Origin of the sequence: Pseudomonas sp. Rh2 (genome assembly GCF_040762985.1) — a bacterium.
Classification (GTDB): Bacteria; Pseudomonadota; Gammaproteobacteria; order Pseudomonadales; family Pseudomonadaceae; genus Aquipseudomonas; species Aquipseudomonas taiwanensis.
Genome location: NZ_CP142890.1, coordinates 1,502,379 through 1,515,382, shown reverse-complemented (window position 1 = coordinate 1,515,382; position 13,004 = coordinate 1,502,379). Strand labels below are relative to the sequence as shown.

The following is a 13,004-nucleotide window of genomic DNA, read 5'->3' as shown; positions in this document are numbered from 1 at the left end:
GGGCCGCCCGTGATCGGCCTTGCGCAAACCGCGAACTAGACCTGAATCAGGAGATCCACCATGGCTTTTGAATTGCCGCCGCTGCCGTACGCCCATGATGCCCTGCAGCCGCACATCTCCAAGGAAACCCTGGAGTATCACCACGACAAGCACCACAACACCTATGTCGTGAACCTGAACAACCTGGTCCCAGGCACCGAATTTGAAGACAAGACCCTGGAAGAGATCGTCAAGAGCTCTTCGGGCGGCATCTTCAACAACGCCGCTCAAGTCTGGAACCACACCTTCTACTGGAACTGCCTGTCGCCAAACGGCGGTGGCCAACCGACCGGCGCCCTGGCTGACGCCATCAACGCCGCCTTCGGTTCCTTCGACAAGTTCAAGGAAGAGTTCACCAAGACTTCCGTCGGCACCTTCGGTTCCGGTTGGGGCTGGCTGGTGAAGAAGGCCGACGGCTCCCTGGCCCTGGCCAGCACCATCGGCGCTGGCTGCCCGCTGACCAGCGGCGACACCCCGCTGCTGACCTGCGACGTCTGGGAGCACGCCTACTACATCGACTACCGCAACCTGCGTCCGAAGTACGTCGAGGCGTTCTGGAACCTGGTCAACTGGGCCTTCGTTGCCGAGCAGTTCGAAGGCAAGACCTTCAAGGCCTGATTCAGGCTTGTCCGAAAAACCCGGCCCAGCGCCGGGTTTTTTATTGAGCTCAGCGTTGACTTCGATGCATGCCGTGAGTGGTGCGGGGCATGTCAGATCGAGCACCGCCCGCGCGGTGCATCGCGAGCAAGGCTCGCTCCTACGGTTGTTTCACGCCAATCAAGGTAGGAGCGAGCCTTGCTCGCGATGCTTTTTTGTTCGCCGATATGGGGCCGGTGCAGGATCGAGCGCCGCTTACGCGACGCATCGCGCGGGCGGCGCTCGATCTCATAACCGCCCGCATTTTCCCTCATGTCCGAATAGATGCCTCCCCCTCTTGCTCCCCTCGCATAGCGCGCTAACATCAAACGTCTGGAATGTTGATGCAGCGCACTCAAGTCGCATGGCAGCGCAACCGATACACTGCTCAGGACGGAACCCGCAATGAGCCGCCGCGACTCGCGAACTGCCCGTGGCAACCGGCCGATAGTGTATTGCCAACGTTGATGGCAAAATGATGCCATGCGCATGGATTAAGGAAACCCCATTGAAGCTGGAATTGCGGAACAGCTTGTCGGTCAAGTTGCTCAGGGTCGTGCTGCTGTCGGCGTTGGCGGTCGGCGTGGTTCTCAGCTGCGCGCAGATCGTCTACGACACCTACAAGACCCGCCAGGCCGTGAACAGCGATGCCCAGCGGATCCTCGACATGTTCCGCGATCCATCGACCCAGGCGGTGTACAGCCTCGACCGGGAAATGGGCATGCAGGTCATGGAGGGGTTGTTCCAGGACGAGTCGGTGCGCATGGCCTCGATCGGCCACCCCAACGAAACCATGCTGGCCGAAAAATCCCGCCCACTGCGCGACATGTCGATGCGCTGGCTGACCGACCTGATCCTCGGCCAGGAACGCACCTACACCACCCAACTGGTTGGCCGCGGCCCCTACAGCGAGTACTACGGCGACCTGAGCATCACCCTCGACACCGCCGCCTACGGCGAAGACTTCCTGATCAATGCGGTGATCATCTTCATTTCCGGCGTACTGCGCGCCCTGGCCATGGGCCTGGTACTGTACCTGGTCTACCACTGGCTGCTCACCAAGCCATTGTCGAAGATCATCGACCACCTGACCCAGATCAACCCCGACCGCCCCAGCCAGCACCAGATACCGCTGCTCAAGGGCCACGAAAAGAACGAACTGGGCATCTGGGTCAACACTGCCAACCAGCTGCTGGCCTCCATCGAGCGCAATACCCACCTGCGCCATGAAGCCGAGAACAGCCTGCAGCGCATGGCCCAGTACGACTTCCTCACCGGCCTGCCCAACCGCCAGCAACTACAGGAACAGCTGGACAAGATCCTCGTCGACGGCGGCCGCCTGCAGCACCGCGTAGCGGTACTGTGCGTGGGACTGGATGACTTCAAGGGCATCAACGAGCAATTCAGCTACCAGGCGGGCGACCAACTGCTGCTGGCCCTGGCCGACCGTCTGCGCGCCCATAGCGGCCGTCTCGGTGCCCTGGCGCGCTTGGGCGGCGACCAGTTCGCCCTGGTCCAGGCCAATATCGAGCAGCCCTATGAGGCGGCCGAGCTGGCGCAGAGCATCCTCGACGACCTGGAAGTGCCGTTCGCCCTCGACCATCAGGAAATCCGCCTGCGCGCCACCATTGGCATCACTCTGTTCCCTGAGGATGGCGACAGCACCGAAAAACTGCTGCAAAAAGCCGAACAGACCATGACCCTGGCCAAGGCACGCTCGCGCAACCGTTACCAGTTCTACATCGCCAGCGTCGACAGCGAGATGCGCCGACGCCGCGAACTGGAAAAAGACCTGCGCGAGGCCCTGTCGCGTAACCAGCTGTACCTGGTGTACCAGCCGCAGATCAGCTACCGCGACAACCGGGTGGTGGGTGTGGAAGCGCTGCTGCGCTGGCATCACCCCGAGCTGGGCATGGTCCCACCGGACCAGTTCATCCCCTTGGCCGAGCAGAACGGCAACATCATCGCCATCGGCGAATGGGTGCTCGACCAGGCCTGTCGCCAATTACGCGAATGGCACGACATGGGCTTCAGCGATCTGCGCATGGCGGTGAACCTGTCCACCGTGCAACTGCACCACAATGAACTGCCACGGGTGGTCAACAACCTGCTGCAGGCCTACCGCCTGCCGCCGCGCAGCCTGGAGCTGGAAGTCACCGAGACCGGCCTGATGGAAGACATCAGCACCGCTGCCCAGCACCTGCTGAGCCTGCGTCGTTCCGGCGCGATGATCGCCATCGACGATTTCGGCACCGGCTACTCCTCGCTCAGCTATCTGAAGTCGCTACCGCTGGACAAGATCAAGATCGACAAGAGCTTCGTCCAGGACCTGCTGGACGATGACGACGATGCCACCATCGTTCGCGCCATCATCCAGTTGGGCAAGAGCCTGGGCATGCAGGTGATTGCCGAAGGCGTGGAAACCGCCGAGCAGGAAAGTTACATCATTGCCCAGGGCTGCCATGAGGGCCAGGGCTACCACTACAGCAAACCGCTGTCCGCGCGTGAACTGGTGAGTTTCCTCAAGCAGGCGCAGCGCAACCACGTATCGGCGCTGTAACACCGCTCCCCTCTGGTTACAGGCCGTGACCTGCATTTACATGAATTGCATGCTGGCCTCTTTACAGCAAATGCAAATCTTTCGCATGATGTTACGCTTTCGCGTGCCACGGCACACGGCCTAACCCATGGTCCAACTCCACGACGCAGGAAACCAACAATGATTCGAATGCCTCTGGCCTCCGCCAGTCTGCTGGCCATCGCCATCGCTCTCGCCGGTTGCGGTGAAGGCAAGGATGACAAGGCTGCCGCTCCGCAAGCTCAGGCACCTGCTGCCGCCAGCACCGCTGCAGCAGCGCCGGGGGCTGTCGACGAAGCGGCCGGCAAGGCCGTGGTCAAGCATTACACCGAGATGGTCTACGCCGTGTACAGCGACTCGTTGAGCACCGCCAAGGCCCTGCAGACCGCCGTCGATGCATTCCTGGCCAAGCCCAACGACGAAACCCTCAAAGCCGCCAAGGCTGCCTGGGCCGCCGCGCGCGTTCCGTACCTGCAGAGCGAAGCCTTCCGCTTCGGCAACACCATCATCGACGACTGGGAAGGCCAGGTTAACGCCTGGCCCCTGGACGAAGGCCTGATCGACTATGTCGACAAGAGCTACGAACACGCCCTGGGCAACCCGGCCGCCAGCGCCAACATCATCGCCAACACCCAGATCCAGGTGGGCGAAGAGAAGGTCGACGTCAAGGACATCACCCCGGAGAAACTGGCCAGCCTGAATGAGCTGGGCGGCTCCGAAGCCAACGTCGCCACTGGCTACCACGCCATCGAATTCCTGCTCTGGGGCCAGGACCTCAACGGCACCGGCCCAGGCGCTGGCAACCGTCCAGCCTCCGACTACCTGGAAGGCAAAGGCGCCACTGGCGGCCATAACGAGCGTCGCCGCGCCTACCTGAAGGCCGTCACCGAACTGCTGGTCAAAGACCTCGAAGAGATGGTCGGCAACTGGGCGCCGAACGTCGCCGACAACTACCGCGCCAAGCTGGAAGCCGAGCCTGTCAACGACGGTCTGCGCAAGATGCTGTTCGGCATGGGCAGCCTGTCGCTGGGTGAACTGGCGGGCGAGCGCATGAAGGTTTCCCTGGAAGCCAACTCCCCTGAAGACGAGCAGGACTGCTTCAGCGACAACACCCACTACTCGCACTTCTATGACGCCAAGGGCATCCGCAACGTCTACCTGGGCGAGTACACCCGTCCCGACGGCACCAAGCTGACCGGCCCAAGCCTGTCGGAACTGGTGGCCAAGGTCGATCCGGCTGCCGACGCCACCCTCAAGGCCGATCTGGAGGCCACCGAGGCGAAGATTCAGGTCATCGTCGACCACGCCCTCAAAGGCGAGCACTACGACCAACTGATCGCCGCCGACAATGCTGCCGGCAACCAGATCGTGCGCGACGCCATCGCCTCGCTGGTCAAGCAGACCGGTGCGATCGAACAGGCCGCTGGCAAGCTGGGTATTGCCAACCTGAACCCGGATACCGCTGATCACGAGTTCTGATTCAGCAGTGGCAATGTGGGAAGAGGCGGCCTTTGGGTCGCCTTTTTCGTTCACACCCATTTCATCTGGCAATTGCAAATTGCTCTTATTCAAACTTCCCTGGTTTGCTAAGCTTGCACGCCGGTTTTTCGCTCACGCCCAGGATTCTCGATGTCCTTGTCGCTGTCCCGACTTTCCCCTCTGCTGCTGGCCTTCGCGCTCACCGCCTGTGACGACGCCCCGCGCTTTACCCAGGCCGAGCCCGGCGAAGCGCTGTCCGCGGGTCAAGCGACCGTGCAGCGTAGCGACCGCAACGCCTTTTCGATGCCGTCGGCAAACCTGTCGCCCGAGCGGCGCCTGGACTTCAGCGTCGGCAACAGTTTCTTCCGCAACCCCTGGGTGATCGCTCCCTCCACCACCACCGCACGTGATGGTTTGGGCCCGCTGTTCAACACCAATGCCTGCCAGAACTGCCATGTCCGTGACGGACGCGGCCACCCGCCCGGCCCGGATGACAGCAATGCGGTGTCGATGCTCGTGCGCCTGTCGATTCCCGACCAACCCTACCTGGCCAAGGAAATCGAACGCCTGGGCGTGGTGCCCGAGCCAGTCTATGGCACCCAGTTGCAGGACATGGCCATCCCCGGCGTGGCACCAGAAGGCAAGGTGCGCGTGAGCTACGACCGCCAGACCGTGACCTTCGAGGACGGCCACCAGGTCGAACTGCGCAAGCCGACCTTGCAGATCACCCAGCTTGGTTATGGGCCGATGCACCCCGATACACGCTTCTCCGCCCGTGTAGCGCCGCCCATGATCGGCCTCGGCCTGCTCGAAGCCATCCCCGAAGCCGACATCCTGGCCAATGAAGACCCCGATGACCGCAACCGCGACGGCATCCGTGGCCGCGCCAACCGGGTCTGGGACGACGCACAGGGCAAACCGGTGCTTGGCCGTTTCGGCTGGAAAGCCGGCCAGCCCAACGTCAACCAGCAAAATGTGCACGCCTTTGCTGGCGACATGGGCCTGACCAGCACCTTGCAACCGAAGGACGACTGTACCTCGGCGCAAACCGCCTGCTTGTCTGCGCCCAATGGCGACGGCGCCAATGGCGAAAAGGAAGTCAGCGACAACATTCTGCGACTGGTCACGTTCTATACCCGCAACCTCGGCGTGCCAGCCCGACGCAACGTGGATGCGCCGCAGGTACTGGCCGGCAAGAACCTGTTCTTCCAAGCCGGTTGCCAAGGCTGCCACACCCCTCAGTTCACCACAGCCACCAATGCTGCCGAGCCGGAACTGTCGGGCCAGGTCATCCGCCCCTACAGCGACCTGCTGCTACACGACATGGGCCCCGGCCTTGCCGACGAGCGCACCGAGTTCGCCGCTAACGGCCAGGATTGGCGCACGCCGCCGCTCTGGGGCATCGGCCTGACCGAAACGGTCAGCGGCCACACCCAGTTCCTGCACGATGGTCGTGCCCGAAACCTGCTCGAGGCCGTGCTCTGGCACGGTGGCGAAGCCGAGGCGGCACGCAACCAAGTGCTCACCTTCAATGCCGAACAGCGCGCTGCGCTGTTGGCTTTCCTGAATTCACTTTAACGCGTAAGGACCCGGCATGTTCCGACCCAAACTGTTGTTCACCAGCCTCGCCGCACTCGCCCTGGGCGCCTGCTCGCCGCAGGATCCGCAGGCAATCACCTCCGCCGCGATCGCCAAGCAAGTGATCCTGCCCACCTACAGCCGCTGGGTCGAAGCCGACCGCCAGCTGGCTGCCAGCGCCCTGGCCTATTGCGAAGGCAAGCAGTCCCTGGAGGCCGCCCGCGCCGACTTCCTCAATGCGCAGAAGGCATGGGCCGAACTGCAGCCGCTGCTCGTCGGCCCGCTGGCCGAGGGCAACCGGGCCTGGCAAGTGCAGTTCTGGCCAGACAAGAAGAACCTGGTCGGTCGCCAGGTCGAGCAATTGCTCAGTGGCGACAAGCCGGTCGACGCCGAAGCCCTGAGCAAGGCCAGCGTCGTGGTCCGTGGCCTGTCGGCTTACGAATACATTCTGTTCGACAGCAAGCCGGACATCGCCACGGCCGAGCAGAAAGCCCGCTACTGCCCACTGCTGGTGGCCATCGGCGAACACCAGAAGGTGTTGGCCGAGGAGATCCTCAAGACCTGGAACAGCACCGACGGCATGCTGTCGCAGATGACCAAGTTCCCCAACCAGCGCTATGCCGACTCCCACGAGGCCATCGCCGACCTGCTGCGCGCCCAGGTCACCGCCCTGGACACTCTGAAGAAAAAGCTCGGCGCACCGATGGGCCGTCAGAGCAAGGGTATCGCCCAGCCGTTGCAAGCCGAAGCCTGGCGTAGCCACTCCTCGCTCAAGAGCCTGGAAGCCAGCCTGAAAGCTGCCCAAGCGGTCTGGGTCGGGGTCGACAACCAGGGCCTGCGCGGTCTGCTGGGCAGCGATCAGAAAGCGCTGGTGGAAAAGATCGACGACGCCTACGCGACGTCGCTCAAATTGCTGGCCGACAATCACAAGACACTGGGTGAGCTGCTTGCCGACGAAGCTGGCCAACAGACCCTCAACCAGATCTACGACAGCCTCAACGTCGTCCACCGCCTGCACGAAGGCGAGCTGGCCAAGGCGTTGAACATCCAGCTTGGCTTCAATGCCAACGACGGTGACTGATCATGCTGCGACGCCAGGCACTCAAACTCGGTAGCGTATTGCTCAGCGCCCTTACCCTGGGCGGTTGGAGCCTGCTGCGCAACAAAGGCAGCGAGCCCCTGCTGCTCTCGGCGCGTGACGATGGCGACGGCAAGCACTATGCCGTCGGGTTTCGCCTGGATGGCACCCAGGTGTTCAGCACCCAGGTCGCCCAGCGTTGCCATGCCATCATCAACCACCCCGAGTTGCCGATAGCGCTTTTCGTCGCCCGGCGTCCTGGTACCGAAAGCTACCTGGTCGACCTGCGCGACGGGCGCCTGTTGCAGACCGTCACCTCACAGCCGAACCGTCACTTCTATGGCCATGCAGTCATTCACAAGGATGGCCAATGGTTGTACGCGACGGAAAACGACACCACCGACCCAGGTCGGGGCGTGCTGGGTATCTATCGCTTCGAGGGCGAGCGCCTAGTGCATACCGGCGAGATCCCGACCCATGGCATCGGCCCGCATGAGGTGGCCTGGCTGCCAGATGGCGAAACCCTGGTCGTGGCCAACGGCGGCATCCGCACCGAAGCCGAGAGCCGGGTCGAGATGAACCTTGATGCCATGGAGCCCAGCCTGGTGCTGATGCAGCGTGACGGCACCCTGCTGAGCAAGGAAACCCTCGCCCAACAGATGAACAGCGTGCGCCACCTGGCGGTGGGCAGCGACGGTACCATTGCCGCCTGCCAACAGTTCATGGGCGATGCCACCGAGACCGCCGAGCTGCTGGCGATCAAGCGTCCGGGCGAGCCGTTCAAGGCCTTCCCGGTGCCGGAACGCCAACTCCAGTCAATGGCCCAATACACCGCCAGCGTGGCCATCCATAGCGACCTGCGCCTGGTGGCGCTGACCGCGCCTCGGGCCAACCGGCTGTTCATCTGGGACCTGGACAGCGGCGCGGTCAAGCTCGATGCGCCGATGCCCGATTGCGCCGGTGTGGGTGCGGTGCAGGACGGTTTCGTCGTGACCTCCGGACAGGGCCGTTGCAGGTTCTATGATTGCCGCAAAGCGGAACTGATCGGGCAGCCGATGAACCTGCCTTCGGGCTTCTGGGACAACCATCTGCACCTGGCTTGATACCTGTGCTGCCCCCATCGCCACGGTTGGTCGCCAAGACCCACCGTGGCGATGGGGGCAGCACAGCCACGACACTCCCCTTCCCCGCCCGTCGAAAACAGTCAATACTTCCCCCATCGCACGTGGGCAGGATCGCCCGTTGTCGTGTCAAAGCGAATAACAACCACCTATCCAAGGAAGTGGACCTATGCTGCGCCGCCGCATGCTTATCATGTTGGCCGTCGTTGTGCTGATCGTGCTGGCCTTGGGGGGCATCAAGGCGTACTCGATCTATCAACAGATCCAGGTGTTCTCTGCGCCCAGGCCACCGATCACCGTGGCTGCCACCCTGGCGGAAGAGCGCCAGTGGCAGACACGCCTGCCTGCTGTGGGCAGCCTCAAGGCATGGCAGGGAGTCGAGCTGAGCCTGGAGCAGTCCGGTACGGTCAAGGCCTTGCACTTCGACTCCGGCCAGCAGGTCAAGGCAGGGCAACTCCTGCTGCAACTGGACAGCGACCAGGAAGCCGCTCTGCTGGGCACGGCTCAGGCTGACCTGGCCCTGGCCAAGGTTGATTACGGACGCGGCAGCCAGCTGGTGGGCGACTCAGCCATCTCTCGGGGCGAGTTCGACCGCCTGACGGCCCAGTACCGGCGCAACCAGGCAGTGGTCGACCAACTCAAGGCCTCCCTGGCGAAAAAGAGCATCAACGCCCCCTTCAGTGGCACCATCGGCATTCGCCAGGTCGATGTCGGTGACTACCTGGCCAGCGGCACGGTGATCGCTACCCTGCAAGACCTGAGCAGCCTCTACGTCGACTTCAACGTGCCCGAGCAAGCTTTACCGCAACTGAGCCTGGGCCAGCAGGTGCTGGTACAGGTGGCGGCGTACCCAGGCCAGACCTTCCCCGCCAGCCTAAGCGCGATCAACCCCAAGGTCGATGAGGACACCCGCAACCTGCTGGTGCGCGCCACCATGGCCAACCCGGACGGCAAGCTGCTACCGGGCATGTTCGCCAACCTGCTGGTGTTGTTGCCCAACCCACAACTCCAGGTAGTGGTGCCTGAAAGCGCCATCACCTACACCCTCTACGGCAACTCGGTGTATGTAGCCACCCCGAAGAAGGACAAGGACGGCAAGATCGAGCACGATGCCCAAGGCCACCCGCAACTGACTGCCGAGCAACGCACCGTGCAAACCGGCGAGCGTCGCGACGGCGTGGTGGTGGTCAGCAAAGGCCTTGCGGCCGGGGAGCAGGTGGTCACCGCCGGGCAGCTCAAGCTCACGCCTGGTGCGGCCATCCGCATCGGCCAGGACACCGCGCTGCGTCCCGCCCAAAGCGCCCCGCCCGCGGACTGAACAGGAGTCAGGCATGGCATTCACCGACCCGTTCATCCGCCGCCCGGTACTGGCCTGCGTGGTCAGCCTGCTAATTCTGCTGTTGGGTTTCCAGGCCTGGAGCAAACTGCAGATCCGCCAGTATCCTCAAATGGAGAATGCCCTGATCACGGTGACCACCGCCTACCCCGGGGCCAACGCCGAAACCATCCAGGGCTACATCACCCAGCCCCTGCAGCAGAGCCTCGCCAGTGCCGAGGGCATCGATTACATGACCTCGGTCAGCCGGCAGAATTTTTCGGTCATCTCCATCTACGCGCGCATTGGTGCCGACAGCGACCGCTTGTTCACCGAGTTGCTGGCCAAAGCCAACGAAGTGCGCAACAAACTGCCACAAGACGCCGAAGACCCGGTGCTGAGCAAGGAAGCCGCCGATGCTTCCGCGCTGATGTACATCAGCTTCTACAGCAAGGAGATGAGCAACCCGCAGATCACCGACTACCTGTCACGGGTCATCCAGCCCAAGCTCGCCACCCTGCCAGGCATGGCCGAAGCGGAGATCCTCGGTAACCAGGTGTTTGCCATGCGAATCTGGCTCGACCCTGTGAAGCTTGCCGGTTTCGGCCTGTCGGCCACTGACGTGACCGACGCCGTGCGCCGCTACAACTTCCTCTCCGCTGCCGGCGAAGTGAAGGGCGAATACGTGGTCACCAGCATCAACGCCAGCACCGAGTTGAAGTCGGCCGAGGCGTTCGCCGCCCTGCCGGTGAAGACCAACGGCGACAGCCGGGTGCTGCTGGGGGATGTGGCGCGGGTCGAGATGGGTGCGGAAAACTACGATACGGTCAGCTCGTTCGACGGCACCCCGTCGGTGTACATCGGTATCAAGGCCACCCCCGCTGCCAACCCGTTGGACGTGATCAAGGAAGTGCGTCGCATCATGCCCGAGCTGGAGAGCCAGTTACCTTCGGCGTTGAAAGTGTCGATTGCCTACGACGCCACGCTGTTCATCCAGGCCTCGATCGACGAAGTGATCAAGACCCTTGGCGAGGCAGTGCTGATCGTCATCGTGGTGGTGTTCCTGTTCCTCGGTGCCTTGCGCTCGGTGCTGATCCCCGTGGTGACCATCCCACTGTCGATGATCGGCGTACTGTTCTTCATGCAGATGATGGGCTACTCGCTCAACCTGCTGACCCTGCTGGCGATGGTGCTGGCCATCGGACTGGTGGTGGACGATGCCATCGTCGTGGTGGAAAACATCCACCGACACATCGAGGAAGGCAAGTCACCGTTCAATGCGGCGATAGAAGGCGCACGCGAGATCGCCCTGCCGGTGGTGTCGATGACCATCACCCTGGCTGCCGTCTATGCCCCCATCGGCTTTCTGACCGGGCTGACCGGGGCACTGTTCAAGGAGTTCGCCCTGACCCTGGCCGGTGCGGTGATCATCTCGGGCATCGTCGCCCTGACCCTGTCACCGATGATGTGCGCGCTGCTGCTGCGCGCCGATGCAAACCCCAGCGGCCTGGCCCACCGGCTGGACGTCCTGTTCGAGCGTCTGAAAGTCCGCTACCAGCGAATGTTGCATGCCACCCTCGACAGTCGGCCCGTGGTACTGGTGTTCGCGGTGATCATCCTGTGCCTGATTCCGGTGCTGCTCAAATTCACCCAAAGCGAACTGGCCCCCAACGAGGACCAGGGGGTGATATTCATGATGAGCAGCTCGCCGCAACCGGCCAACCTCGACTACCTCAATGCGTACACCGATAGTTTCACGCCGATCTTCAAGACCTTTCCCGAGTATTACTCGTCATTCCAGATCAATGGCTTCAACGGCGTGCAGACCGGCATCGGCGGCTTCCTGCTCAAACCCTGGAACGAACGCGAGCGCACCCAGATGGAGTTGCTGCCGCTGGTACAAGCCAAGCTCGAAGAGATTGGTGGCTTGCAGATCTTCGGCTTCAACCTGCCGTCGCTGCCCGGCACCGGCGAAGGCTTGCCGTTCCAGTTCGTGATCAACACAGCCGGTGACTACCCTGCCCTGCTGGAGGTTGCCGAACGGGTCAAGACTCGCGCTCAGGCCTCGGGAAAATTCGCCTTCCTCGATATCGACCTGGCCTTCGACAAGCCTGAAGTGCTGGTCGACATCGACCGGGCGAAGGCGGCTCAAATGGGTGTTTCCATGGAGACCCTCGGCGGTACCCTGGCGACCCTGCTGGGTGAGGCGGAAATCAATCGATTCACCCTCGAAGGCCGCAGCTACAAGGTGATCGCCCAGGTCGAGCGGCCCTACCGCGACAACCTTGGCTGGTTGAACAGTTACTACGTAAAGAACGAACAGGGCCAGATGCTGCCGCTGTCGACCTTGATCACCCTGAGCGACCGCGCCCGCCCACGCCAGCTCAACCAGTTCCAGCAGTTGAACTCGGCGATCATTCAGGGCGTCCCGATGGTCAGCATGGGGGAAGCGCTCAAGACGATGCAGGATATCGCCCGTGAAGAGGCACCGGACGGTTTCGCCTTCGACTACGCCGGGCAGGCCAGGCAGTTCGTCCAGGAAGGCAGCGCACTATGGGTTACCTTTGGCTTGGCGCTGGCAATCATCTTCCTGGTGTTGGCTGCACAGTTCGAGAGTTTCCGCGACCCGCTGGTGATCCTGGTAACGGTACCGTTATCGATCTGCGGGGCGTTGCTGCCGCTATTCCTGGGTATTTCGAGCATGAACATCTACACCCAGGTCGGGCTGGTGACCTTGATCGGGCTGATCAGCAAACACGGCATCCTGATCGTCGAATTCGCCAACCAGTTGCGTGAGGAACGCGGCTTGAGCGTGCGTGAGGCCATCGAGGAAGCGGCGGCCATTCGACTGCGGCCGGTGCTGATGACCACGGCGGCGATGGTGTTCGGCATGGTGCCGCTGATTCTGGCGACCGGGGCCGGGGCGGTGAGCCGTTTTGACATCGGTACGGTGATTGCCACCGGGATGTCGATTGGCACGCTGTTTACCTTGTTTGTGTTGCCTTGTATCTACACCTTGTTGGCGCACAAGGCGAAGGCCAACGAGCCCGCATTAACCTGATCCGGCCTCTTCGCAGGCTCGCCCGCGAAGAGGCCGAAAAGCCAGATACAAAATCCCCAATAGAAAAGCGCTGCTCCGCAACACAATCTGAAAATTACCGCTCCCAAGCTCTCACATCA

General features: G+C 62.5%; 8 protein-coding genes. All 8 read left to right on the top strand.

All coding sequences use genetic code 11. The features are described 5' to 3' along the window. Window positions 1-60: 60 nt before the first annotated feature. Window positions 61-657: a superoxide dismutase gene (locus VXM67_RS06830; RefSeq protein WP_367237570.1), complete on the top strand. Its 597-nt coding sequence runs from the start codon at window positions 61-63 to the stop codon at window positions 655-657. A 526-nt stretch (window positions 658-1,183) separates the two neighbouring features. After that, complete coding sequence (locus VXM67_RS06825) at window positions 1,184-3,235, top strand: bifunctional diguanylate cyclase/phosphodiesterase (protein ID WP_023378871.1); 2,052 nt, start codon at window positions 1,184-1,186, stop codon at window positions 3,233-3,235. Window positions 3,236-3,394: 159 nt separating this feature from the next. Beyond that, entirely contained in the window at window positions 3,395-4,732 is a 1,338-nt protein-coding gene (locus VXM67_RS06820) for an imelysin family protein (protein WP_104882132.1), read from the top strand. 150 nt (window positions 4,733-4,882) lie between these two features. Beyond that, window positions 4,883-6,310 (top strand): di-heme oxidoredictase family protein, encoded by a 1,428-nt coding sequence (locus tag VXM67_RS06815; protein ID WP_104882133.1) that lies wholly within the window; start codon window positions 4,883-4,885, stop codon window positions 6,308-6,310. A gap of 16 nt (window positions 6,311-6,326) precedes the next feature. Further along, a complete protein-coding gene (locus tag VXM67_RS06810) occupies window positions 6,327-7,391 on the top strand; it encodes an imelysin family protein (RefSeq protein WP_023378868.1) in 1,065 nt (354 codons plus the stop codon). 2 nt (window positions 7,392-7,393) lie between these two features. Beyond that, the gene (locus tag VXM67_RS06805; protein ID WP_104882134.1) at window positions 7,394-8,491 is read left to right on the top strand and encodes a DUF1513 domain-containing protein; all 1,098 of its coding nucleotides are present in this window, start codon (window positions 7,394-7,396) and stop codon (window positions 8,489-8,491) included. Window positions 8,492-8,678: 187 nt separating this feature from the next. Next, window positions 8,679-9,827, top strand: a complete 1,149-nt coding sequence (locus tag VXM67_RS06800) for an efflux RND transporter periplasmic adaptor subunit (RefSeq protein WP_186598805.1) — start codon at window positions 8,679-8,681, stop codon at window positions 9,825-9,827. A 13-nt stretch (window positions 9,828-9,840) separates the two neighbouring features. Continuing rightward, on the top strand, window positions 9,841-12,885 hold the full coding sequence (locus VXM67_RS06795) for a multidrug efflux RND transporter permease subunit (protein ID WP_023378865.1): 3,045 nt from the start codon (window positions 9,841-9,843) through the stop codon (window positions 12,883-12,885). Window positions 12,886-13,004 lie beyond the last annotated feature (119 nt).